Annotated in this window: 20 protein-coding genes and 1 riboswitch; of the genes, 4 read left to right on the forward strand and 16 right to left on the reverse strand. The window is 55.6% G+C overall.

Annotation, left to right across the window (positions count from 1 at the left end; genetic code table 11):
- Positions 1–107: 107 nt before the first annotated feature.
- From BOW52_RS01690 to tkt, 7 genes are all read right to left on the reverse strand, one after another.
- Positions 108–1,802 carry a potassium channel family protein gene (locus BOW52_RS01690; protein ID WP_078482356.1) on the reverse strand — a complete coding sequence of 565 codons (1,695 nt, stop codon included), beginning with the start codon at positions 1,800–1,802 and terminating at the stop codon, positions 108–110.
- Between the two features lie 34 nt (positions 1,803–1,836).
- Complete coding sequence (locus tag BOW52_RS01695; RefSeq protein WP_078482357.1) at positions 1,837–2,220, reverse strand: DUF6394 family protein; 384 nt, start codon at positions 2,218–2,220, stop codon at positions 1,837–1,839.
- Positions 2,221–2,375: 155 nt separating this feature from the next.
- Positions 2,376–3,440 (reverse strand): class II fructose-bisphosphate aldolase, encoded by a 1,065-nt coding sequence (gene fba / locus BOW52_RS01700; RefSeq protein ID WP_078482358.1) that lies wholly within the window; start codon positions 3,438–3,440, stop codon positions 2,376–2,378.
- A gap of 88 nt (positions 3,441–3,528) precedes the next feature.
- On the reverse strand, positions 3,529–4,980 hold the full coding sequence (gene pyk / locus BOW52_RS01705) for a pyruvate kinase (protein WP_078482359.1): 1,452 nt from the start codon (positions 4,978–4,980) through the stop codon (positions 3,529–3,531).
- Positions 4,981–5,034: 54 nt separating this feature from the next.
- Positions 5,035–6,216, reverse strand: a complete 1,182-nt coding sequence (locus tag BOW52_RS01710; RefSeq protein ID WP_078482360.1) for a phosphoglycerate kinase — start codon at positions 6,214–6,216, stop codon at positions 5,035–5,037.
- A 252-nt stretch (positions 6,217–6,468) separates the two neighbouring features.
- Entirely contained in the window at positions 6,469–7,470 is a 1,002-nt protein-coding gene (gene gap, locus BOW52_RS01715) for a type I glyceraldehyde-3-phosphate dehydrogenase (RefSeq protein WP_078482361.1), read from the reverse strand.
- Positions 7,471–7,532: 62 nt separating this feature from the next.
- Entirely contained in the window at positions 7,533–9,506 is a 1,974-nt protein-coding gene (tkt, locus tag BOW52_RS01720; RefSeq protein ID WP_078482362.1) for a transketolase, read from the reverse strand.
- A 565-nt stretch (positions 9,507–10,071) separates the two neighbouring features.
- Between tkt and metK the strand changes: the two genes are divergently transcribed.
- The 4 genes from metK to BOW52_RS01740 all read left to right on the forward strand — a co-directional run bounded on the left by metK (position 10,072) and on the right by BOW52_RS01740 (position 14,586).
- Positions 10,072–11,232: a methionine adenosyltransferase gene (gene metK, locus BOW52_RS01725; RefSeq protein ID WP_078482363.1), complete on the forward strand. Its 1,161-nt coding sequence runs from the start codon at positions 10,072–10,074 to the stop codon at positions 11,230–11,232.
- 40 nt (positions 11,233–11,272) lie between these two features.
- Positions 11,273–11,347, forward strand: a riboswitch (S-adenosyl-L-homocysteine riboswitch).
- An 18-nt stretch (positions 11,348–11,365) separates the two neighbouring features.
- Entirely contained in the window at positions 11,366–12,772 is a 1,407-nt protein-coding gene (gene ahcY, locus BOW52_RS01730; protein WP_078482364.1) for an adenosylhomocysteinase, read from the forward strand.
- A 209-nt stretch (positions 12,773–12,981) separates the two neighbouring features.
- Positions 12,982–13,842 (forward strand): methylenetetrahydrofolate reductase [NAD(P)H], encoded by an 861-nt coding sequence (metF, locus tag BOW52_RS01735; RefSeq protein WP_078482365.1) that lies wholly within the window; start codon positions 12,982–12,984, stop codon positions 13,840–13,842.
- Positions 13,843–13,857: 15 nt separating this feature from the next.
- Positions 13,858–14,586, forward strand: coding sequence for a 16S rRNA (uracil(1498)-N(3))-methyltransferase (locus tag BOW52_RS01740; RefSeq protein WP_078482366.1), 729 nt, complete (start codon positions 13,858–13,860; stop codon positions 14,584–14,586).
- 32 nt (positions 14,587–14,618) lie between these two features.
- On the opposite strand, the gene BOW52_RS01745 is transcribed toward BOW52_RS01740, so the two are convergent.
- The 9 genes from BOW52_RS01745 to BOW52_RS01785 all read right to left on the reverse strand — a co-directional run bounded on the left by BOW52_RS01745 (position 14,619) and on the right by BOW52_RS01785 (position 25,967).
- Positions 14,619–15,104 (reverse strand): chemotaxis protein CheW, encoded by a 486-nt coding sequence (locus BOW52_RS01745; protein ID WP_078482367.1) that lies wholly within the window; start codon positions 15,102–15,104, stop codon positions 14,619–14,621.
- Positions 15,104–15,655, reverse strand: coding sequence for a chemotaxis protein CheB (locus BOW52_RS01750; RefSeq protein WP_172840066.1), 552 nt, complete (start codon positions 15,653–15,655; stop codon positions 15,104–15,106). The genes BOW52_RS01745 and BOW52_RS01750 overlap by 1 nt, the downstream gene beginning before the upstream one ends.
- The gene (locus BOW52_RS01755; protein ID WP_078482369.1) at positions 15,652–16,173 is read right to left on the reverse strand and encodes a hypothetical protein; all 522 of its coding nucleotides are present in this window, start codon (positions 16,171–16,173) and stop codon (positions 15,652–15,654) included. Before BOW52_RS01755 ends, BOW52_RS01750 begins: the two co-directional genes overlap by 4 nt.
- Positions 16,160–21,502 carry a hybrid sensor histidine kinase/response regulator gene (locus BOW52_RS01760; RefSeq protein WP_078482370.1) on the reverse strand — a complete coding sequence of 1,781 codons (5,343 nt, stop codon included), beginning with the start codon at positions 21,500–21,502 and terminating at the stop codon, positions 16,160–16,162. The genes BOW52_RS01755 and BOW52_RS01760 overlap by 14 nt, the downstream gene beginning before the upstream one ends.
- Complete coding sequence (locus BOW52_RS01765) at positions 21,499–22,410, reverse strand: CheR family methyltransferase (RefSeq protein ID WP_078482371.1); 912 nt, start codon at positions 22,408–22,410, stop codon at positions 21,499–21,501. The genes BOW52_RS01760 and BOW52_RS01765 overlap by 4 nt, the downstream gene beginning before the upstream one ends.
- Before the next feature lie 20 nt (positions 22,411–22,430).
- Positions 22,431–24,512, reverse strand: coding sequence for a methyl-accepting chemotaxis protein (locus BOW52_RS01770; protein WP_078482372.1), 2,082 nt, complete (start codon positions 24,510–24,512; stop codon positions 22,431–22,433).
- A gap of 95 nt (positions 24,513–24,607) precedes the next feature.
- A complete protein-coding gene (locus BOW52_RS01775; protein WP_078482373.1) occupies positions 24,608–25,153 on the reverse strand; it encodes a chemotaxis protein CheW in 546 nt (181 codons plus the stop codon).
- A 10-nt stretch (positions 25,154–25,163) separates the two neighbouring features.
- On the reverse strand, positions 25,164–25,526 hold the full coding sequence (locus tag BOW52_RS01780) for a response regulator (RefSeq protein WP_078482374.1): 363 nt from the start codon (positions 25,524–25,526) through the stop codon (positions 25,164–25,166).
- A gap of 69 nt (positions 25,527–25,595) precedes the next feature.
- Positions 25,596–25,967 carry a response regulator gene (locus tag BOW52_RS01785; RefSeq protein WP_408021559.1) on the reverse strand — a complete coding sequence of 124 codons (372 nt, stop codon included), beginning with the start codon at positions 25,965–25,967 and terminating at the stop codon, positions 25,596–25,598.
- Positions 25,968–26,007 lie beyond the last annotated feature (40 nt).

Genomic DNA, 26,007 nt, shown 5'->3' on the forward strand with positions numbered 1-26,007 from the left:
CTTCTTCGTCGTTCGCTCCCGCTCTCAACTACGAATATGCAGACGGCGTCGACTATCGCGGACTAACCGCCTTCGCTTCGCTATCCATGGCGGTCAGCGTTCGATATCTAGCGTTTCGCCTTCCCTTCCAGCCAGCGCCAGACAGAACCGTCGGGATTCTCCCGCCCGGTCATAATGTAGGTCAGGGCGTTGTGGTTCTGCAGCGACCACTGCATCGCCGCCGATGAGCCCTTGCTGCCACAAAAGAGCAGTCGATCACCAAAACGAAGCGCGGTTTTCTCATCGGGTAGCAGAGTCAATTTTCCACGCCGCTCATGCAGCAGTGGAATCGAGGCAAGGTCGCGCTCACGTGCGCTCGGGTCGTGTAGCAGGTGTTCGAGACGAATCTCCCAGCCATTGGCCAACGCACGATGCACACCCGCCGAGCGCCCCATGGTGATCTCAGCACCCCAGATCTCCGGCACAAAATCCCCCGTCACGGCACTAATTCTTGAGATCAACTGATTGGCCCAGTCGTTATCGTGTTCACGCGCCATGCGCAGGAACTGCGCCAGCAGTGGTGCGGTGAGCAGGGCCAGGATCTCGTGGGCAATAATCTGACTCGCCTGCATCACGATATCAGCATTGATGGTGCGGAACAGGTCGTCGTTTGAGTGTTTGTTCTGGCGCATAACGACAAACAGGTCGGGCTTGATATCCCGTGCAGTAATTACAATCGAGAGATTATTGGCATCGTTATCGGTACCGGCAACGATACCCACCGCGTCGTGGATACCTGCATCGATCAGCGTCTCCGCCTCGGTACCGCGTCCGATCACACACTCTTCGCAATCTGTCTTATCTGGATCGGCCTCAATGATGATGACATCGATTCCCTCGCGACGCAGATTGGCCGTCACCGCCTTACCGAAACGACCGTAACCACAGATGATCCAGGTCCCACGTGGTGGATAGAGTGGCTGCGCCAACGGTGTATTGGGTACCTCGGTGAGCCACTCGTGCAACAACCAGACACCGGTGGAGTGGATCGCCATCGCCAGGTGCTCGGCAAAGGCATCGAAGGGATCGATGATGTGCTGGGTGCCGAAGGAGGCGATATTCGCCTCTACATCGTGTGACTCGGCGCGGCAGATCACCTCCATATCAGAACGCAGCAGTCGACCTGTAATCGAGATACAGAGGTTGGCGTGATCATCATCAGTCAGGGCAATCAAACCGGCACAGTTGGGGAGCTGTAGCCCGGCACGAATCAGGTTCTCCGGCTTGGAGGCATCGGCATGGCTGCCCGGCACGTAGACGTCAAAATCCTGCAGTGCCAGCGCGTTCGCCCGTCTCTCTTGTATATCGACGGCCACCGCGTGACGGCCTCGGTCGGTCAGCGCCTGAATCAGCAGTGAACCGGTATCACCAAAGCCGCAGATTAGATAGAAGGGTTCACTAATGCGCCGTACGCTGCGAGCAAAGGCGTTTTCGGTCCGTGCCTGCTTGAAAGCGGGCTCCTGCATCAGGCCGATAATGGTACCGATCGCATAGAGCCAGGAGATGACGGTGATGTAGATCGAGACCATCGCCCACATGCGCTGGGCATCGGTGAATTCGTAGGGAATCTCACCGAAGCCGATGGTGGTGGCCATAAAACTGGTGAAATAGAAGGCATGGAAAAAATCCATGTTCCATGGATTTCCCTGATCATCGAGCCCGGGCATCAATACCATGCCGAGAACCGAGATGGCATAGGCCGCGATCAGGAAGATCAACGGCGCACGCATACGGCGCAGGATTAAGAAGAAGGTGCGATTCATCGACGCCCTTTAATCGATCAAATGTGCTCTGCGCTTAGCGACGCAGCATCACGGTTTCGATTACCAGCAGTACCACCGAAGTGATGTTCGCCAGTAGCGCACCACCGGAGAGAGAAACGATGCTACCCATCACCGACGGGGTCATACCGACTTCAGTGATATGGAGTGCAGCACCCCAAACGATCGCAGCGACGATCAACTGCAGGTCGGCCACCAGGCTGGTAGCGAGCAGGATCGCGCCCATCTGTGTGCGATCACCAAACTTGAGGGTGGTGGCAACCAGATTGACCACAATGGCTGCGAATAGCTCATAGACGTGGTGGTGCGCGGGATTATCAAATTCGCCGATAAAAAAACCAAAATTGAGCGTTAGCGCCAGGACGATAAAGAAGCCAAAGACCACCTTCTCAGGATTCATATGCCACTCCTAATTATTGTTGTTTCAGCAGTCTCAAGCAGAGAAATCAGGCCGCCGATCCCTTCATTGTACTCCATCAAGCGTCTCTATTGAGCACCCTTCAGACATAAAAAAAGGCGACCCGAAGGTCGCCTTTTTTGCTCGGAGCAAGGTGCTTAGTTGACCTTAGGCTCCAGCTCGCCAGCTTCGTACTTACCAAACATGGTCTCAAGCGAGATTGGTTTGATCTTGGCAGCCTGACCCGCAGAACCGAACGACTCGAAACGATTCTTACAGATATCAGACATCGCCTTGGTCGCCTCTTTAAGGAACTTGCGAGGATCGAAGTTGCTGGGGTTCTCAGAGAGATGACGACGTACAGAACCGGTAGAGGCCATACGCAGATCGGTATCGATGTTGACCTTACGAACACCCGTCTTGATGCCCTCAACGATCTCATCAACAGGCACACCGTAGGTCTGACCCATATCACCACCGAAGTCGTTGATGATCTTGAGCCAATCCTGAGGCACAGACGATGAACCGTGCATGACGAGGTGTACATCAGGGATGCGCTCGTGGATCTCTTTAACGCGGTCGATACGGAGGATCTTGCCGGTAGGCTCCTGGGTGAACTTGTAGGCGCCGTGTGAGGTACCGATGGCGATTGCCAGGGCATCAACACCAGTCTTCTTAACGAAGTCAGCGGCTTCATCAGGATCGGTCAGCAGCATGTCGAGGTCGAGCTTGCCCTCGGCACCGTGGCCATCCTCTTCACCCATCTCACCGGTCTCGAGAGAACCGAGACAACCCAGCTCACCCTCAACAGATACGCCACAGGCGTGAGCCATATCGACGACGTCCTTGGTGACGTTAACGTTGTACTCGAAGCTTGAAGGGGTCTTGCCGTCAGCCTCAAGAGAGCCGTCCATCATGACCGAAGAGAAGCCAGACTGGATTGAGCGTGCACAGATCGCAGGAGAAGCACCGTGGTCCTGATGCATAACAACAGGAATATTGGGATAGCTCTCGATCGCAGCTTCGATCAGGTGACGCAGGAAGGGCTCGCCCGCATAGGAGCGAGCGCCGGCTGAGCCCTGAAGGATAACTGGGCTGTCGACGGCTGAAGCAGCCTGCATGATAGCGTGGACCTGCTCCATGTTGTTGACGTTAAAAGCGGGAAGACCGTAGCCATTTTCTGCAGCGTGGTCCAGTAGTTGGCGCAAGGATACGAGAGCCATTACAACCTCCTGATATTGTGAGTTATAAAATCTTAATTAAAACCTGATACAGCCTAGACCATATCGTGAAAAAACAAATTCCTGCCAATTAACTGCCGTTGTTGGCATCGAGCTCTAGCTCGCCGACGACGGCGATTTTCATTGCGTTGGTGCCACCATGCTGACCGAGCAGGTCACCCTTGGTAATGATCACCAGATCGCCCTTGCGGACCGCACCGCGACGCACCAGCTCATCGATCGCCTCTTTATTAATCTCGGCGTGATCAGTGGTCTGCGAATCGAAGCTAACCGGATAAACACCGCGGTAGAGCGTTACTTTTCTACGCGTCTCGACATGTCCCGTCAAAGCATAGATCGGAATGCCGGAGCTGATTCGCGACATCCACAGCGGTGTGCTGCCCGATTCGGTCAACGCGGCAATCGCCTTAACCCCAAGGTGATTGGCGGTATACATCGAGGCCATCGCAATCGCCTCATCGCTACGGCGGAAGCGGGTATTTATACGGTGATCGGAGACCTTGGCCAGACGCTGTTTCTCAGCGCTACGGCAGATCCGGTCCATCGCCTTGATAACCTTGGCGGGGTACTTACCCGCTGCGGTCTCGGCTGAAAGCATCACCGCGTCGGTACCGTCGAGTACCGCATTGGCCACGTCAAACACCTCAGCGCGGGTCGGGATCTGATTATTGATCATCGACTCCATCATCTGCGTGGCAGTTAGCACCACACGATCCATGGTGCGAGCCATGCTGATAATGCGTTTCTGCACTGCGGGTAGCTCGGCATCGCCGATCTCTACACCGAGATCGCCACGTGCCACCATGATTGCATCGGAGACCGAGATAATCTCCTCCAATACATCCAGCGCCTCGGCACGCTCAATCTTCGCCATGATACTGCCCTGGCCACCGGCAGCACGCAGTAGTTCGCGAGCCTCTTCAACATCTGCTGCAGTGCGCGGGAATGAAATTGCGACATAATCGGCACCCAGTGCCGCTGCGCATTTAATATCCTCGCGATCCTTCTCGGTCAAAGCTGGCGCTGAGAGACCACCACCCTGGCGGTTAATTCCCTTCTTGTCGGAGAGCTCGCCACCGACAATCACCTTGCATCTGACCTCAGAACCATCAACCTGATCGACCCACAGCACAATTCGCCCATCATCGAGCAGCAGCGTGTCACCACGCTTCACATCATTGGGCAGGTCTTTATAAGCGATACCGACACGTGAACTTGTTCCAGACTTAGAATCGAGTGCCGCATCGAGAATGAATAGCTCACCCTCAATCAGTTCAATCTTGCCTTCAAGAAAACGATCGATACGAATTTTGGGGCCTTGCAGATCAGCTAAAACACCGACCTGTCGACCGTGGGCGCGCGCACGGTTACGGACCGTCTCTACGCGTGCGGTGTGCTCTTCGTGACTGCCGTGCGAAAAGTTGATTCGCACCACATCGACACCCGCGGCAATAATGTCGTCCAATACCTTCGGATCGTCGGTGGCCGGACCTAGAGTTGCAACTATTTTTGTGCGTCTCATTGACTCGCTACAGTTAAATGGGACGGGCCGTTTGGCCCGTCCGTTATTGGTTGATTAACCCTTTGCGCGCTCTTCAAGCATCGCAACGGCTGGCAGGGTCTTGCCCTCGAGGTACTCGAGGAAGGCACCACCGGCGGTAGAGATGTAAGTGACCTTGTCGTAGATGTCGTACTTCTGGATCGCAGCGATGGTATCGCCACCACCGGCGAGACTGAAGCCATCGGCATCGGCGATCGCCATTGAGACGGTCTTGGTGCCTTCACCGAACTGGTCGAACTCAAATACGCCAACTGGGCCGTTCCAGACGATGGTGCCCGCCTTGGAGATAATCTCGGCCAGCTCCTTAGATGAGTCGGGACCGATGTCGAAAATCATGTCGTCATCTTCAACGTCACCAGCGACCTTAAGGGTCGCTTCAGCAGTCTCAGAGAACTCCTTGCCACAGACCACATCGGTCGCGATCGGAATATTGGCACCACGCGCCTTCATCTTCTCAACCAGCGCCTTGGCGGTGTCGACCAGATCATCCTCGCAGAGTGACTTACCGACGTTGTTGCCCATCGCCTTGAGGAAGGTATTGGCTATACCGCCACCTACGACCAGCTGGTCAACCTTCTCGGAGAGTGCCTCGAGTACGGTCAGCTTGGTAGAGACCTTGGAGCCACCAACAATGGCAACCATTGGACGGGCCGGATTGGCCAGTGCCTTGGCCAGGCTATCGAGCTCGTTTGAGAGCAGCAGACCTGCACATGCCGCCGGGGCAAACTTGCCTGCACCGTGGGTAGAGGCCTGGGCGCGGTGAGCGGTACCAAAAGCGTCCATGACGAAGATATCGCAGAGTGCTGCGTACTTCTTCGCCAGCTCCTCGTTGTCCTTCTTCTCACCGGCATTAAAACGAACGTTCTCCAGCAGAACCACCTCACCCTCAGCAACATCGAATCCGCCGTTGATGTAGTCCTTGATCAGACGAACCTCTTTGCCCAGCTTGCTGCTCATATCAGCAGCGATCGGTGCCATTGAGTTCTCAGAGTCGACCTCACCTTCGGTAGGACGACCACGGTGAGACATCACCATGACCTTGGCACCCGCTTTTACGCAGTGCTCAACGGTCGGCATAGAAGCGGAAATACGCGCATCGGAGGTTACCTTGCCATCTTTAACCGGAACATTAAGGTCAGCACGAATCAGAACGCGCTTACCGGCAAGATCAAGATCGGTCAGCTTGGTGAAAGACATATCGAACTCCTGAGTATGTTTTGAATATAAAAAACGATTTGCCAAATACTCAGCCTGAAGACTTGGCAAATTGTTTTTATTGAAGTTGCGGGGTAAGCAGATGCTCACCCCTCAACTGAACCAATAAAAATTGGCGAGAGATTTTGCGTTCTGACAAGGCGTTTGGATGCTCTGAACACGGAGCGTACATAGGTACGTGAGTATTCAGAGCCATCCAAACAACGCCGTCAGGGCGCAAAAGATCCGCTAATTTTAGGCAGAGACGTGCTGTACGAGACGCAGCATGTTACAGGTGTAGCCATACTCGTTGTCGTACCATGAAACCAGCTTGACGAAGCTGCCATCCAGAGCGATACCCGCGCCTGAATCGAAGATTGAAGAGAAGCCAACACCACGGAAATCGGTAGAGACAACCTTCTCATCGGTGTAACCGAGGGTCTTGCTCATGTCACCGTTCTCAGAAGCATCCTTCATTGCTGCACAGATCTCTTCGTAGGTAGCATCGCTGTTGAGCTCAACGGTCAGATCGACAACAGATACGTCAGAGGTCGGGACGCGGAACGCCATACCGGTCAGCTTGCCATTCAGCTCAGGCAGTACAACACCAACGGCCTTAGCAGCACCGGTAGATGAAGGGATGATGTTCTCGAGGATACCGCGGCCACCGCGCCAATCTTTCATTGAAGGACCATCAACAGTCTTCTGGGTAGCGGTTGCAGCATGAACGGTGGTCATCAGGCCACGCTTGATACCCCACTTGTCGTTGATGACCTTAGCCATCGGGGCAAGACAGTTGGTGGTGCAAGATGCAGCAGAGACGATCGCCTGACCAGCATAGGTGTCGTGGTTAACGCCGTATACGAACATTGGGGTGCCATCCTTAGAAGGAGCACTCTGTACAACCTTCTTCGCGCCCGCATCGATGTGCTTCTGGCAGCTCTCTTCGGTGAGGAAAAAGCCGGTGCAATCGATAACCAGCTCAGCACCAACCTCGTCCCACTTCAGATCAGCAGGATCGCGCTCTGCGGTCAGGCGGATATTCTTGCCATCTACAACCAGGTTGTTGCCATCAACAGCAACATCACCACCGAAACGGCCGTGAACTGAATCGTACTTGAGCATGTATGCGAGGTAATCAGCGCCCAGCAGGTCATTGATACCGACGATCTCAATATCGTCAAACTCCTGCGCTACTGCACGGAAAACCATACGGCCGATACGACCGAAACCATTAATACCGACTTTGATAGTCATTTAATTTCTCCTTAACTTAAAGGTTACTAATTATCTAAATTTGTCTGAGTGGAGCGGGGTCCTTAGAGGACACCCTCAACAGCGCTCACAACGTTTTCAACGGTGAAGCCAAACTCCTTGAACAGCTCGCCTGCAGGCGCAGACTCACCGAAGCGATCAAGACCGACAACCTTATCGGCGTACTTGTACCACATGGCGGTAACACCAGCCTCGACTGCTACGGTCTTAACACCTGCCGGCAGTACAGAACCCTGATAAGCGGCATCTTGCTGCTCGAACATGTTGACGTTTGGCATGGAGACAACACGGATATTCTTACCATTCAGCGCTGCAGCTGCATCCATGGCCAGAGCCACTTCAGAACCGGTCGCGAGGATGATTGCATCCGGGGTGCCGTCACAATCCTTCAGCACGTAACCACCCTTGGCGATGTCGCTGATCTGCGCATCGGTACGAGTCTGGTGTGGCAGACCCTGACGCGAGAAGCAGAGACTGGTAGGACCGTCGTTACGCTCAATCGCCTGCTGCCATGCAACAGCGGTCTCAACCGCGTCACAGGGGCGCCATACACTCATATTAGGAGTGAGGCGCATGGTAGCAATCTGCTCAACCGGCTGGTGAGTCGGGCCATCTTCACCCAGGCCGATAGAGTCGTGGGTGTAGACGAAGATTGAACGCTGCTTCATCAGCGCAGCCATACGCAGGGCGTTACGGGCGTACTCCATGAACATCAGGAAGGTCGCACCGAAAGGAACCAGACCACCGTGCAGGGCGATACCGTTCATGATGGCGGACATACCGAACTCACGCACACCGTAGCGAATGTAGTTAGCTTCCTCGTTGGCATCCATTGGCTTGTAACCAGACCACTCGGTCAGGTTGGAGCAACCGAGGTCGGCAGAACCACCAAATAGCTCAGGCAGCATTGGAGAGTAAGCTTCGATTGCAGCCAGAGACGCCTGACGAGTCGCCGGGCTCTTTTCATCGGCATTGACCGAGGCGATGTAGGCCGCTGACTTCTCTGCCCAATCGGCAGGCAGCTCGCCACTTGAACGACGCTCAAACTCAGCCGCCAGCTCAGGGTACTCTACACGGTAGGCCTCGAACTTCTCGCCCCACGCCTTCTCAGCAGCATCGCCCTTCTCTTTTGCATCCCAGCCAGCGTAAACGTCGGCAGGCACGTCAAATGCGTCGTGCTCCCAGCCCAGCGCAGCCTTGGTCAGGTTAATCTCTTCATCACCCAATGGCGCACCGTGACAGGCGTGGCTACCAGCCTTATTCGGAGAACCGAAACCGATGGTGGTCTTGCAGCAGATCAGGGTCGGCTTGTCGGTCATCGCCTTGGCGAATTCGATCGCCTTCTCAAGCGCCTCAGCATCGTGACCATCCACATCAGCAATAACGTGCCAGCCGTAGGCTTCGAAACGCTTGGCGGTGTCATCGGTGAACCAGCCATCAACGTGACCGTCGATAGAGATACCGTTGTCATCCCAGAAAGCGATGAGCTTGCCCAGACCCAGCGTACCAGCCAGTGAACACGCTTCATGGGAGATACCCTCCATCATGCAGCCGTCACCCAGGAATACGTAGGTATTATGATCAACGATGTCGTGACCCTTCTGGTTGAACTGGCCAGCCATTGCCTTCTCAGCAATCGCCATACCAACACCGTTGGTAATGCCCTGGCCGAGAGGACCGGTGGTGGTCTCAACCCCGGGGGCATAGCCATACTCAGGGTGACCCGGGGTGCGTGAGTGGAGCTGACGGAAGTTCTTCAGATCCTCGACACCCAGATCGTAACCGGTCAGGTGCAACAGCGAGTAGATCAGCATGGAGCCGTGACCGTTAGAGAGGATAAAGCGATCGCGGTCAGCCCACTGGGGGTTATTCGGATTGTGCTTCATGTGGCCGTTCCACAGCACCTCGGCGATGTCGGCCATACCCATGGGCGCACCAGGGTGTCCGGATTTGGCTTTTTGCACGGCATCCATGCTCAGGGCACGGACGGCATTGGCTAGGTCTCTGCGTGAAGGCATGTGTATCTCCTATTAGTTTTTTCTTAAAAACTTGCTTAAATCGAATTAATTGTCGTCGTTAAAAACGCAGCTCCCTGTACTACAAACACCGACCTGCTAGAAGCCGGTAAAGAGGGCGCGATAGTTTAACTGGCGCGTGTTGCCAACTTGTTTCAACAAATGCGGCAACCACTAAGAAGTCAGTTCCAGCCATGTCCGGCCAGAAGAATTCAACCGCTGTTCGTTCTAGTTCTCTGGCAGCTGATTGCACCACCATGGCTCAAATATTCATGCCATGCGCCAAGCGCATAGAGCCGCGTATTTTCCCTCAGTTGACACTTTTCAGCAATAGCAATACTACTTTCACCCCCATAAATTTACGCATCACAATGTTTTTTAAGGAGAATATTCTAGAATCCCCCAATCCAACCCGTTCAAAACGGTACAAAGCTCTGCACATCACCCATCACCGCCCAATCAGAGTTGAGACCTAATAAGGGATGCTTACTAGGCAAAGAAAGGGCAATACGGCTAGAATTGCCCGCTTATCGCTCGCTCCATAACTGAACACAAGGAATTTTGAAGCATGGCCGACAATCATCTCTTCACCTCAGAGTCTGTCTCCGAGGGACATCCTGACAAGGTCGCTGACCAGATCTCTGATGCGGTACTCGATGCACTACTGGAGCAGGACACCAAGGCGCGCGTCGCCTGTGAGACCCTGGTGAAGACCGGCATGGTGCTGGTGGCCGGTGAGATCACCACCTCCGCCTGGGTCGATCTTGAAGAGATCGTGCGCGATACCGTCAGGGAGATCGGCTACAACAGTTCCGAGATGGGCTTCGACTGGGAGTCATGCGCGGTGCTCAACGGTATCGGCAAACAGTCGCCCGACATCGCCATGGGTGTTGATGAGAGCAGCGATCACGAGCAGGGCGCTGGTGATCAGGGACTGATGTTCGGCTACGCCAGCAACGAGACCGATGTGCTGATGCCAGCCCCAATCACCTACGCGCACCGCCTGGTTCGTCGTCAGGCCGAGGTTCGCAAGAACGGCACCCTCCCCTGGCTGCGCCCCGATGCGAAGAGTCAGGTCACCTTCCGCTACCAGAATGGCAAACCGGTCGGCGTCGATGCGGTCGTACTCTCCACTCAACACAATCCCGATATCGAACAGAGCGTTCTGGTAGAGGCGGCAATGGATGAGATTATCAAGCCTGTGCTGCCGAGCGAGTGGCTCAATGGTGACACCAAGTACTTCATCAACCCAACCGGTCGTTTTGTCATCGGTGGACCAGTCGGCGACTGCGGCCTGACCGGACGCAAGATCATCGTCGACACCTACGGCGGCATGGCACGCCACGGTGGCGGCGCATTCTCCGGCAAGGACCCAAGCAAGGTCGACCGCTCAGCCGCCTACGCCGGTCGTTATGTCGCCAAGAACATTGTTGCCGCCGGCCTGGCCGAGCGCTGTGAGATCCAGGTCTCCTACGCCATTGGCGTCGCCGAGCCGACCTCAATCAGCATCGAGACCTTCGGTACCAGCAAGCTTGATGAGACACGACTGGTTGAACTGGTACGTGAACACTTCGATCTGCGCCCCAAAGGCATGGTAGAGATGCTCGAGTTGCTACAACCGATCTACAAGCAGACTGCAGCCTACGGTCACTTTGGCCGTGACGATGTTGACCTTCCCTGGGAGCGGACCGACAAAGCAGCTGCACTTAAAGAGGCTGCTGGCCTATAATGCTCGACTGCCGCCCCAGCAGGGGCGGCAAAAACACCTCTCTCCCGAGGAGCGCTGCAGCGGAATCTCCGTCAGGCTCGGGAAAGATTGATCTTCTTAACGGCGCTCCCAAACGAAACTAGGAGAGAGACCTATGTCTGAGTTCACTGACTATAAAGTGGCCGACATCTCCCTGGCCGATTGGGGCCGTAAGGAGATCGCTATTGCCGAGACCGAGATGCCGGGGCTGATGGCCCTGCGCGAGGAGTTCGGTGCATCACAACCACTCAAGGGCGCCCGCATCATGGGCTCCCTGCACATGACCATCCAGACCGCCGTGTTGATCGAGACGCTCACCGCTCTCGGTGCCGAGGTGCGCTGGGTATCGTGCAACATCTTCTCCACTCAGGACCACGCTGCAGCGGCTATCGCCGCCTCTGGTGTACCGGTCTACGCCTGGAAAGGCGAGACCATCGAGGAGTACTGGTGGTGTACCGAGCAGGCGTTCAACTGGCCCAACGGTCAGAGGCCCAACATGATCCTTGATGACGGTGGCGATGCCACCCTGCTGCTGCACAAGGGCGTTGAGTTTGAGAAGGCGGGTGCGGTACCCGATGCACAGGAGGGTGACAACGAAGAGTATGTCGCCATTCTCGAGGTACTGCGTCGCAATCTGCCGATTGATGGTAGCAAATGGAGCGACATCGCCGACGAGATGAAGGGGGTCACCGAAGAGACCACCACCGGTGTACATCGTCTCTACCACATGGAGAAGGATGGCGAACTGCTGTTCCCAGCCATGAACGTCAACGACTCGGTCACCAAGTCTAAGTTCGATAATCTCTACGGCTGTCGCGAGTCACTGCTCGACGGCATCAAGCGCGCTACCGATGTGATGGTTGCTGGCAAGATCGCCGTGGTTCTCGGTTACGGCGATGTCGGCAAGGGTTGTGCGCAGGCATTCCGCGGCATGGGTGCCACCACCCTGGTCACCGAGATTGATCCGATCTGTGCGCTGCAGGCGGCGATGGAGGGTTACCGCGTCGTCACCATGGAGGAAGCGTGCAAACTGGGCGACATCTTTGTTACCACCACCGGCAACGTCAACGTCATCGATCACGACCACATGGTAGCGATGAAGAACGAGTCGATCGTCTGCAACATCGGTCACTTCGACTCTGAGATCAATATCGCCTCACTACGCCAGTATGAGTGGGAGAACGTCAAGCCACAGGTCGATCACGTCATCTTCCCCGACGGCAAGCGCATCACCATCCTCGCCGAGGGTCGTCTGGTCAATTTGGGCTGTGCCACCGGCCACCCCAGCTTCGTCATGTCTGCCTCCTTTACCAATCAGGTACTGGCACAGATCGAGTTCTTCACCAAGGGTGAGAACTACGAGAATAAGGTCTATGTCTTGCCCAAGGTTCTGGATGAGAAGGTCGCACGACTGCATCTAAAGAAAATCGGTATCAACCTGACCACCCTCTCTGAGGAGCAGGCCGATTACATCGACGTACCGGTTGACGGCCCCTACAAGCCTGATCACTATCGTTATTAACAAATCAGGTTAACCGTTAAGGACGCAAGGGAACGCAAAGAGAGTAAGCGGGTGCGAGAGTACGACTCGCTCCTTTTCTGGCTGTTATCAATACAGATCATCCAGCCAGAATAGTCGTACGCGATCTCACTCTTGAACTATTGATTTAGATCTCTTTGCGTCACTTCGTGTCCTTCACGGTTAATTATTAACTTCCAGGGTGAAGAGTAATGAAATCACAACAAAACCACCCCAAACAGTTCAGCTTCGAATTCTTCCCGCCTAAAACGGATAAGGGTGCTGAGAATCTGCGCCAGGTACGTGACGAGCTAGCAACGCTCAATCCGAAGTACGCCTCAGTCACCTTTGGTGCCGGCGGCTCTACCCATGCGGGTACCGTCGAGACGGTACGCGAAATGATGGCAGCGGGGCTCGATACCGCTCCCCACCTCTCCTGTATCGGCTCATCCGAAGAGGATATCCGCGCTCTACTTAATGGCTACATCGAGATGGGGGTAAAGCGTATTGTTGCCCTGCGTGGCGACTTGCCCTCCGGCATGGGTATGGGTGGTGCAGGCGCCTTCAACCACGCCAATGAACTGGTCGAGTTCATCCGCAGCGAGACCGGCGATCACTTCCACATCGAAGTGGCCGCCTATCCCGAGTTCCACCCCCAAGCCACCTCGGCCAGTGCCGACCTCGATAATTTCGCCCACAAGGTAAAGGCGGGGGCTAACGCCGCCATTACTCAGTACTTCTACAACCTCGACGCCTATCTACACTTTGTTGATGAGTGTGAAAAACGTGAGATCACAATTCCGATCGTGCCCGGCATCATGCCGATCACCAACATCAAACAGCTGGCTCGTTTCTCCGAGATGTGCGGTGCCGACATCCCTCGCTGGCTACGCCTGCGTCTCGAGAGTTATGGCGACGACATGGAGAGTCTGCGTGCCTACGGCCTCGAGATCACAGCTGAGCTCTGTCGCCGACTGCTTGAAGCCGGTGCACCGGGGCTGCACTTCTACTCGATGAATCGCGTTGAGCCGGTCAAAACGATCTGGCAACAGCTCGACCTGAGCAACGACTAAACATCGGCTCATTGCGTGAGAGTTCCACGTATTTTTCATCCCGGCACACTTCAGTGCGGCACACAGGTCGCACTGGCGTCGAACGCGGCCAACCACGTCGGCCGTGTGTTACGCATCAAACCGGGAGCGCCTCTGATTCTCTTCAATGGGGAGGGGGGCGAGTATCGTGCAAAACTGACCGCTGTAACACGCAATAACGTCACTGTTGAGATTGAGCAGTTTATCGATTGTGATCGAGAGTCCCCACTCAAGATCACCCTTGCTCAGGGTGTTTCACGCGGTGAACGGATGGACTTCGCGCTGCAGAAGGCGGTGGAGCTGGGCGTTGACGTGATTGTGCCGGTTGTCACCGAGCGCACCACCGTACAGCTCAAGGGTGAGCGTCAGGAGAAGAAGCTTAGCCACTGGCGGGGCGTCATCACCGGGGCATGCGAGCAGAGTGGACGCAGCCAGCTCCCACAGCTGGAATCGATCACTCCCATCGACCGGCTATTTCAGAAAACAATCAAGGGTGCGGCGCTGGTACTCGACCCAGAAGCGAAACACTCACTATCCACATTGGAGCCACAGCAGCAGATCACTTTACTGATTGGTCCAGAGGGAGGGTTGAGTGATCGAGAGATTGCAGCCGCAAACAGCGCTGGTTATCAATCCATCACGATGGGACCGAGGGTGCTGAGAACCGAGACGGCCGCACTGGCGGCCGTGACCGCACTACAGACGCTCTGGGGTGATCTGGGTTAACGGTCTGGGCTACTCTTCACCGCGTTTTAGACTCAGGGTGGGCGGACAAATTTCACATCGATACCGCTCTCTTTGATCGCCGCCTCCAGCTGCTCAAGATTGGGAATCACCGCAGACTCACCATCCAGCGTTACCTCGGCACTCACCATCTGCTTACCACCACTATCGGCAGGCGAGAGGTTATCCAATGAGGCACGCACCAGCCTTGGGATGCCCTGGGTCAACACAGCGAAGAAGGGCATACCCTGTTTCTGATAGAGCGTATTCACCACTGCGATTCGGCTACGTGCATCGACCTCCGGAGCCTCCTGTCCGAGAACAACCTCCATTGAGACGAGCGGCAGGGCTAGCGAGCGCCACATCACTGTCCCCAGTAGCCAGTCTGGATATCCCTCTCCAGCGATAAAACCGTCGTATGCCGCTATCTCTGCAATGGCTGTATTGGGTAGCATCATCTGCCCACCCTCAAGTGGAACCATCAGACACCGAACCTCATCAACCAACTCTGCTCCACTCATCACTCAGTTCCTATCGCGTTATTCTCAACATCCCCGCCCTGCCCCTCAAGGTAGGCAGTGATATGGTCTGCCAGCTGTTCAGCGTCAGCCTCACAACTCACCACGCCGGCAAGCTTGGCCCCATCAACCATGGTACTGACTACACAACTTTCAGCCTGCTGCACCCAAACGGGGGCACCCGCCTCTGCCATCGCCGCACAACCGGCCATCGCATCGCCGCCCATGCCACTAAAGATAATCGCACCGCCCTGTTTGCCATAACGTCCTGCGGCCATCTCCATCACGTGATCGATCGATGGCAGATGCAGCGATTCTCGAGCAGGGCGCAGTGAGATATAGCCCTCAGCGGTTATCACCACCTCATGCTCTACCGGCACCAGCACCACCTCTCCCTCTCTGAGCAGTTCACCCTGCTCGGCCACCTTCACCGTCAGTGCCGAGGTGCGGTTGAGCTGTTCGGCCAGCAGCGGCACAAAACTGGCGCCGATATGCTGCGCAAGCACAAAAGCTGCGGGCAGTTCTGCAGGCAATTCATTGAGAAATGCCTTCACAGCGGGGGGGGGCCACCGATAGAGGCACCCAGCACCCACACGCACTGTGCTGCCCCCTCATCCGGCTCACGCAATAGTCTGATCGGAACTGCCGGCCTCTGCGCTGGCTCTTCACTCTTGAGCGGCTCTTCGATGATCGCCACGGCCTCAGGTTGCTCCCGCGAAGTCTCAGCTCTGGCAATCTCACCCAACTTCTTTGCCAGGCGACGCACGCTCCGTCGACCACTCTCACCACTGCTCAGCGCTGCAGCCTCACTAAATAAAATCGGCAGGCTGACCGTTTCCATCAGACGTTCTAACACCTCATCGGCATGCTCGCCCGACTCATCCAGATCGACCAGCAATACATCGGCCTGATGACGGTCAAATGAGCGATCAAACCACTCCTCAACGCGGTTAACGACCACCACTGAGAGCTGATGCTCTTCGAGTAACCGTCTCAGGTCATCGCTACGCTGCTCACTGGCACAAAGCAGTCCCACGCGAATCGGTTGATTAACGACTTCAGGCTGACTCATGATCGAGCTCTAACACCTCACGGATATTCTCAACCAGCTCCTGCTCCTTGTAGGGCTTACCGAGATAGCGGTTAACACCAATTTCAAAGGCTCGGGCACGGTGTTTCTCGCCAGTGCGCGAGGTAATCATGATGATCGGGATATGTTTCAACTGCGGTTCACTGCGGATAAAGGTGGCAAGTTCAAAGCCGTCCATGCGCGGCATCTCCACATCGAGCAGGAAGACATCGGGTATCCGCTCCTGCAGCTGAGCAACCGCATCAACACCATCCTTAGCAGTGAAGACATTCATCTGGTTTCGCTCCAGCAGGCGCGATGTGACCTTGCGAATGGTAATCGAATCATCCACCACCATTACCAGCGTCTCATCAGATTCTGACATCGCCATTGCTGCCGCCATCGCAGCACTCGAATCGATCTCCATATCGAACTGGTGCTGACGCGTCATCGCACCGATATCGAGGATCAGTACCACACGGCCATCACCGAGGATGGTCGCGCCAGAGACGCCCGGCACACCGCCAATCTGCGGGCCGACCGACTTGACCACGATCTCACGACTACCCTGCAGGTTCTCAATCTGTACCGCCACCCGCACATTACCGGAGCGCACCAGCAACATCGGATACATACGGCCTTCATCGTGCTGTTTCTGACTCGCGAGTCCCAGCAGCGAGGCGAGCGGGGTGACAAAGTAGGTACGGCCACCATATTCGTAACCGAGCGACGCATCCTCCTGATAACGTTGCATATCCTTACCACTGATTCGCGTAACGCCCTCAACAGCGGTCAGCGGAATCGCAAAGATATCCTCGCCATTCTGCACCATGATGGCACGATTCACGCTCAGCGTGAGCGGCATACGGATGGTGAATTCACTCCCCTCACCCTGGGTCGAATCGATCTCCAGTGAGCCACCCAGCTGTTTTATCTCGCTGTTGACCACATCCATGCCGACGCCACGACCGGCAACCTGGGTCACCTCCTGCGCGGTACTGAAACCAGAGGTGAGAATAAACTGGATAATCGTATGATCGTCGAGCTCACTATCGGCACGCATCAGACCACGTTCGATCGCCTTCTCGCGCACCTGCGACACATCGATACCGCAGCCATCATCCTTCATGCTCAGCACGATCTCAGCACCCTCTCGTGCCAGCGAAATCTCTACACGCCCGTCCGCAGATTTACCCAGTGCCTGTCGCTGCTGGGGCGATTCGATACCGTGGGCGATCGCGTTTCTCAACATGTGCTCAAGCGGTGCCACGATACGATCGAGCACCTTACGATCCAGCTCCAGCTCCGCTCCACGTACAAACAGCCCCACATCACGACCGACCGTATCGGCAGTCTGTCGCATCAGACGACGTAGACGGGTAATTAGACCGGAGAAGGGCAGCATGCGTGAGCGCATCAACCCCTCCTGCAGCTCCGTATTTACTCGCGACTGCTGCAGCAGCAGAGTTTCTGACTCACGGGTACTACTCTCGAGCAGGTTCTGAATACTGACCATATCGTTGGCCGTTTCTGAGAGCGCGCGCGACAGCTCCTGCATATGGGTATAGCGATCCATCTCGAGCGGATCAAACTCGGCATTCTGATCCAGCGCAATCTGTTCGTGACGCGAAAGAATCTGCGCCTCGGTCTCCAGGTCGATCTGGCGCAGCTGTGCCTGAAGGCGCTGTGCGGTCTGGGTCATCTCCTGAAGATTGAAACCGAGCGTGCCGACCTGCTGTTCCAGACGCGATCGATAGATGCTCGCCTCACCGGCGTAGTTGACCAGGTCATCGAGCAGATCCGCGCGGACGCGCACCACCTCATGCTGGCTGCGTTTCGCCTCATCTCCACTGACGGCCTCGGCAGCTACCGCCGCTTCCTGATCATCAGCCTCCACCGGCTCGGAAGGAGCTTCTATTGCTGCGAGCTGTAGATCGCTCTCTTCAGGAGCGGCCTCTAGCTCTTCATTCGGCACAGACTCCCCAACCAGTTCTGGCTGTGGCGCCCCATTGGGTACCCCTCTGCGCATCTGCTCTAGCTGCAACAGCAACTCATCTGCCGCCTCTGCACGCTCGCTACGATGGGCCATACTGAGCATCTGGTGAAGCCTGTCGAGCGCGCGCTGAACCAGATCGACCGCAGCCACCGTACCGATGAGCTGCCCCTCCGCTATCGCCGTGAGCAGTGACTCCAGCCCATGACTCAGGTCTCCGATACTGCTGAGACCAGCCATTCGCGCACCACCCTTGAGGGTATGCAGTTCACGCTGCAGTGCCGCAACCGATTCACGCGACTCGGGATCACTGCGCCAGCTCTGGATAATCTCATCGCTCGACTCGAGGATCTCATCACCCTCCTCGAGGAACACCGACAACAGCTCAGCATCGGGTTCATCTTCTGCCAGATGCTCGACAAAGGCCTGCTCCTGCGTAGTTGGCAGCTCAATCACCTGCGCCGCTTCACCTGCAGTGGAGAGCGCTGATTGCTCTTCGTCACTCTTCTGGACAGGCTCGGCCTGCCGCTCCTCAATCGAGGTCTGGGTCGCATCAATACGACTCAGCAGATCGCTGTAATCGGGTATCTCGGGATCTGCTTGATCAAGCAGATGAAGGATCGACTCTGTGCGAGTGACTACGCCTTCCAACAGGGTAAGAAGCGATGGATCGGCTCTGACACCGGCCTCCATCATCGCGTTGACACACTGCTCCATCCGTCCCGTCAGCTCAGCAATGCTGTTTGCATTGGCCATATGAGCACTGCCATGCAGGGTGTGAAGTGCTCGCGCCAGCGATTCACTCAGTGCTGTCTCGCCTCCTCTGGCGCTATCGACAAAGCGGTGAATCTCAGCAAAGTGTCCTTCCGACTCCTTTCTGAAAATCCCATAGAGCACGGGATCCATCGCCTCACTCTGTGGCTCCGGCTCAGACTCAGCTTCCAGCTTAAGCGCGGGCACCGCCTCTGCAACCTCGTCCTCAACATGACCCAGCGCCGGCTCTAACGGTACCGCTGCCAGCGGTGGGATCTCGACCTCACCAGGTTGACTCATCGCTGCTGCCTGGGCCATCAAACCCTTAATATCGGAGTGCGGCTTAATGCCCTCCTTTATCTGCACCAGCAACTCTGGCAGCGCATCAAGCGCCGATTCAAGCAGCCTGCTCATGGTTGGGGACAGCTCAACACTGTTATCGATGACTCGGTTGAGCATATTCTCCATCGACCAGGCGAATTCACCGACCAGATTCGCCCCGACAAGACGCCCGCTACCCTTCAAGGTGTGGAAAGAGCGTCGAATAATCGTCAGACTCTCCTCATCCTCCGGATTGGCCAGCCACCTCGGCAGATGTACCTTGATATCGGCGTACTCCTCTTCGGCCTCTTCGACGAAGATATCGAGGATTTCATCATCCAGCTCATCGGAGAACTCAAAATCGGCGCTCTCCTCTGTTTGTGTAACCTCTGTACGTAGGGTACCGATGGGCTCGCCACATATCACTTCAGGCAACTGAGACTCTTCGAGACTCTCTGACACCTCATCCAATCCGGCGCTCTCAGGTGCATCATCAGAGACCACATCTGCACTAAATTCGGCACGCAACTCAGCATCTGTTGATGCAGTTGATTCACTCTCATTGAGTGCAACCTCTTCACAGCCGAGCAACGTCAGACGCCCCTCTACCGCATCCAGTAGATTGCTATGCGGACGATTTGCTGCCAGCCCCTCCATATAGAGTTCAATGCCGGCAATCGCCTCTGCCAGTGCCGCCTGATCATCGTTCACAGGGAGCTCATCGACATCTATCAGCTGTTGTTCAACATAGCGCGTAGCCTGGAGCAACATCGTTGCTGCGCGCGGTTGATTCATCACCTGCAGCGCACCCTGCACCTGCTGCAGTAGCTGAGGGACCGCAGTCATCGGCTCAGATTCATCACTATCCTCGAGATAGTTGGTGATCGCCTCTTTTGACTCAGCAAGACTCTTGCTCGCCTCATCAAGGACGGCCGTATGTATTTGCTGAATCTCGGCCTGGGGAAGCTGAACCCCTGCAGCGGCCTCATCACCACCCTCTTCAAGCTGCTGCTGCGTATCACCACTGAGCGAACTATCGACATAGAGCAGCGCACCGGCAATATCCATCAATGCCGCATCATCGACCGGCCGACTGCCCTGCACCATATCCTCAGTGCTGTGGAACTGCTCCATCACCAGTTTGCGTGCATGGCCAAAACCCAGCATGCCGAGCGTATCGCCGACCCGTTTCAGATTATCGGCCAAAGGCTGTAATGCAGCTGTTTCACGTTGCTCACTGCGAACAAACAGATCGAGGCTATCTTTAATGGTGGCAAGATCTTCCTTCAAAGCACCGGTAACCGCCTGCATCACCTCGACATTACGACCACTGATACCCGCTCGTGCCGCCTCGATCTCCTCCTCCTTGGGCAGCGCATGATCAAGCTTGAAGGCCGACTTGACGGCATCAACACGCTCACCTCCTGGCTCAGCCAGGGCAGCGAAGTAGAGTAGATTTTTTATCAAATCAAGCGGAGGCTGCTTGGCCAGCGCCAACTCACCCTCATCAATAAGAGACTTGATCTGTCGATCGATCTGCCCAAGCACCATATTGAGCGAGAGTGCAGGTTCAAGCTTCTGCTCCTGCAGCGCTTCAATCACTGCCCCGGAAAGCCACCATAGCTGTACTACAGGAGCCAGTGTCGAGGCGTGCTCGAGCCCGGCAACAACACGTTCCAGCTCTGTAACGCCCTGTTCACGATTGAGGTTTTTTATCCATCCCAACAATCCCTTCTGAAAGTAGGGACGTAGACGACGAGCCGTATCGAGTAGCGCGCTATCGTCAGCTGCTGACTGCTCATCTTCACGCAGTGGTGCCAGAGCCGAGAGATCGGGAGTGAAGAGTGCATTCTCAGAGAGCAACGCCTTGCCCTGGGCAGCGCGCAGGTCATTAACCAACGGCAGTAATACAATCGGAATATCACGATGCCCTGCCTGCAGACGCTCGAGGTAGTCGGGTAACTGCAGCATCGCCCGCATCAGGACCTCAAAGGTCTCATCGCGGCGTTTACTCTCCTCCTCAAGCAGCACAACGGCCAACGCCTCCATCTCTTCAGCCAGCATCGCCGCACCGTAGAGCTCAACCATCTGTAACGTGCCGTAGACCTGATGAAGGTGGGTTACACAGAAGCGCAGCTGGGTTGGATCATCGTCATCCTCGACAAAACTCTCTAGCGCGATGCGAGCCTGGGAGAGAGTCTCGTCGAGCTCCTGCTTAACCCAGCTTAGCGTGGTGTAATCGACGCCCGTTGTGTCACTACTCATAACTTAACCTCTGACCCTTCAGCATCTGCGCGGCGCCGGTAGGCAACGACGTTTGAATCGTTAATCCGTTCCAACCCATCAGGTTTCCAACCAGGCGCCTCACCGGGACCCAAGATCAATAGACCACCAGGTGCCAGATAGCGTGCAGCGCTATTGAGAATCTCAAAACGTCGTGCGCGTTCAAAATAGATCAGGACATTTTGACAGTAGATGATATCCATCGCCCCCATCGGCGCACGATCGATATCCATGATCTTTAATTTGGCAAAACAGACGCGTCGACGCAGCGACTCATTGACTCGATACCGCCCTCCCTCGACCGGGGAAAAGTACGCTTCGAGTAACGACTGCGGTAGCTTGCTCAGCCGCATTGGGCCATAGGTTGCCTGTTTTGCCTCGGCAATTGCATCGAGACTGATATCAGTGCCCGTTACGCCAAAGTAGTAGTCACCACCCAGCGATTTGAGGTGATGGTCGATCAACATCGCCAGTGAATAGCTCTCTTCACCGGTGGCACAGCCCAGGCTCCAGACCTGTAGAGAATAGGGCTTGTCGTGATTTGAGAGTGATTCTGGAAGAAACTGTTCACGAATAAACTGGAGCGATTCGGGATGGCGATAGAAACATGTCTCATGAACGGTGAGACGATCAACCAGAGTGGTCCACTCAACCACACCCTCACCGTTCGATTGCAGCAATTCAAAGTAGGCGAGAGGATCGCGAAAACCGATCTCGCGCATACGGATTGAGATGCTGGTGAGCAGGAATGAGCGACGCGCCGGGTGCAAGACCATCCCGGTACGTGCCTCGAGCATCTCAGTCCAGCCATTAAAGAGCGCATCATCCATCTCTGGAAGACGCTCCAGACCGAACCACTCGCCAGCCCTATTGTTGGCGACAGAAGCCAATATTGTCTCCGTCTACCGCCCTACTCCGGCAGCTTAAAGTCAGATACCGATTTGCGCAGATCGTTCGCCAGCTCAGCTAGATTACCGATCGATGCCGCCGTCTCGGTGGTACCTGCAGAGGTCTGGGTGGTGATCTCCTGGATCGAGTTCATGGTGTCGGAGATATTGCCTGCTGCACTGGTCTGCTGGGTGGCCGACTGCGAGATACCTTCGATCAGATCCGCGAGATATTTCGATACCTTCTCGATCTCATCCAGCGCCTCACCCGCGTTCTCTGCCAGCTTGGCCCCCTCGACCACGTTGGTCGTACTCTGTTCCATTGAGATGACCGCCTCGTTGGTATCGGTCTGGATGGTTTTAACCAGCGCCTCAATCTGCTTGGTCGCGTTACTGGAGCGCTCCGCAAGACGCTGAACCTCATCGGCAACCACCGCAAAACCACGACCCGCTTCACCGGCCATTGCCGCCTGGATCGCAGCGTTAAGCGCCAGGATGTTGGTCTGGTCAGCAATATCGTTAATCAGCTCAACGATATCGCCGATCTCCTGCGAGCTCTCACCGAGGCGCTTGATACGTTTCGAAGTCTCCTGGATCTGCTCACGAATACCGTCCATACCCGTAATGGTGCTACGTACCGTCTCACCACCAGCATGTGCGATATTTACTGAGCGCTCCGCAACCTCGGTCGACTCAGTGGCGTTCTCCGATACCGCTGCAATCGAGATCGCCATTTCGTTGACCGCTGCACTCGCTGCAGTAATCTGTGATGCCTGATGGTCACTCGCATCTGCCAGACTCATCGCCGTGGCCTGCGACTCCTGCGCTGCTGAGGAGACCTGCACAGAGGTCTCGTTAATGGTGGTAACCAGGGTTCTTAGCGCCTCGATCGCATAGTTGATCGAGTCAGCGATCGCACCGGTTATATCCTCCGATACGGTAGCGGTTACAGTCAGGTCACCATCAGCGAGGTCACCCATCTCATCGAGCAGCTGCATGATTGCAGTCTGATTACGCTTGTTCTGCTCATCCGCCTGCTCCTTCTGCATGTTGGCTGCTTCGGTACGGCGACGTGCATCGACAATCAGCTGAATACCGAGCATAAACATGACGGTAAAGGCGATGGCACTAAAGATGTAACCGAGCCAAGGTGGAATGATCCGATAGCTCACCTCACCGGCAAAGGCCTTTTCGAGGTTACGGCTGGCATCGAGCAACACATCACTGCCCGCCACCATATCGGCCGCCGCCTCCTGAATCAGGAACAGATCGGGAGAGAGATCGAGAATACCACCAACGTGATCGCTGACGGTCTTAAACAGCATCGCCACCTCACCCAGTTTCAGACGTGCATCCTCATCGCGTAGGCGGCGTACATTGATTGAGGCATCACCCTGCAGCATGCCCTCCAGCACTCGACCGAAGAAGGCCGCGTCACGACCAAAACGGTCAGCAGCGACCGAAACGTCACCTCCACCGGAGAGAATCTGATTGAGGTTGTTCTCGATACGCTGTGCGATCATCAGCTGGCGGCCGGCGATATAGATCTGATCGCGATCGGCCTCCTTGTTGACCATGATCTCGATGACTTCATCAGAGAAGGTCAGCAGCGGTGGTACGGTATCGTTAATGGTGTCGACATACTCTCGGATGGTCGAGATCATCTCCTGACCACCAAGGATCTGATCAGCCCCCGTTTCGACCGGCGTCCAGTTCAGCTCAATCGCTTTGAGACGATCACTGATCTCTTCGGGCACAGGCGGCAGGCCACTTTCACTATTGCCCTCCGTCAGGTAACCAACCGTTTCTGCAAAGCGACCACGTAGTGAGCTAAGCGTTTCGAAAGAGTCGATCTTGCCGCTCGCCGCCTCAAGGGCGTGTTTGGCGATGCGCTGCGAGAGTACCTGCTGCTCCGCGGCGAGCGCGATGTACTCTTTATCGTGGTTATCCTTGATCGCGTTATAGGCAAAGGCAAAAACCGTTAACAGGCCAAATATCAGTAGCGTGATAATGAGATACAGCACGCGCTTATTGGAACCCACATCCTGAAGGTTGCGGCTCTTCCAGACGCTGCTGGCACTATCCTGCCCTGTCGACTCACTCATTCCTAACTCTCCCGATCCAAGGTGATCTATTTATTCTTGTTCCAATAACCACAGCCACATCGGTTGACCGACGACTGCGATCTACTCTGTCACTATCAGGCCACCACCTTCATAAAGGCGGGGTTTTCGGCCAGTTTTCGCATACTGAAGACGTCCCACTGTTCGCTATCGCGACGGTAACTATCCGATAGGAAGGGAGCCAGGCCCTCAACCTCGGGTGCCGACAGCGAGGCACGATCTTCATCAAAAAAATGTTTCAGGCCCAGCACCTCGTCGATCAGCAGACCGGCCTCGATCCCCTGATGACTGATAACCAACACTCGACTACGGCGATGCAGGCGCGTCGCGTTCTGCCCGAGAAAGCCGCGCAGATCCATGATCGGCAGCAGATTACCGCGAACATTGGCGACACCCTTAACCCACACCTTGGCACCCGGCACTCGGGTAAGGCGTGGATAGTTGAGGATTTCGATGACTTCGCCAAGCGGTGCTACCAGGCGAATATCGCCGATGCGAAAAGCGATGCCGGTCCACGCCTGCTTGACCTCCTCCTGCTGAGGAAGGCCCGAGGCGTGTTTGACACTGCGTGCCGAGAGATCGGCCAGCAGTTTGAGAATCTGTTCTGTCGTCAGCTGCGACACGGTATGCGCCCTAGCCCATTACCTGCTGGATCTTCTCCAGCAGCTCGGCCTCCTCGACCGGCTTGACCACATACTCCTTGGCCCCCTGCCGCATACCCCAGACCTTATCGGTCTCCTGATCTTTGGTGGTAACGATGATGACGGGAATACCACTGGTCGTATCATCCTTGCTCAACTTGCGTGTCGCCTGAAAGCCGTTCAGGCCAGGCATCACCACATCCATCAGGATCAGTTCGGGTTTGAGCAGCTTGGCCACCTCAATACCCTCTTCGCCATTCTCGGCAGTCGAGACCTGATGGCCGTTCTTCTCCAGAATGGTCTTGAGTACGTGCAGTTCGGTGGGTGAGTCATCAACTACTAATACGTGTGCCAATTCAGATCCCCTTTTGCTTCTGATTGTTATTCTTGCCGCCTCTATCGTGCGACCTCATTTCGGGACGGACTAACCTTTGTGTACGTGACTCCGGATAGCGTCCAGCAATTCGTTTTTGGTGAAGGGCTTGGTCAGATACTGTTCGGAACCGACAATCTTGCCGCGCGCCTTGTCAAACAGCCCATCCTTGCTGGAGAGCATGATCACCGGCGTGCCCTTAAAGGCGTTATTGTTTTTGATTAGCGCACAGGTCTGATAACCGTCGAGACGCGGCATCATAATGTCGACAAAGATAATATCGGGGCGACTATCGGCAATTTTAGCCAGCGCCTCAAAGCCATCGGTGGCGGTAATTACCTCGCACCCCTCTTTCTTGAGCAGGGTTTCTGCGGTACGACGAATCGTCTTACTATCGTCGATCACCATCACCATCACCTTCATGCTGGCGAAATCATTTTTCATGACTGCACTCGCCACTACC

The sequence above is a fragment of the Solemya pervernicosa gill symbiont genome, from assembly GCF_002020875.1.
Classification (GTDB): Bacteria; Pseudomonadota; Gammaproteobacteria.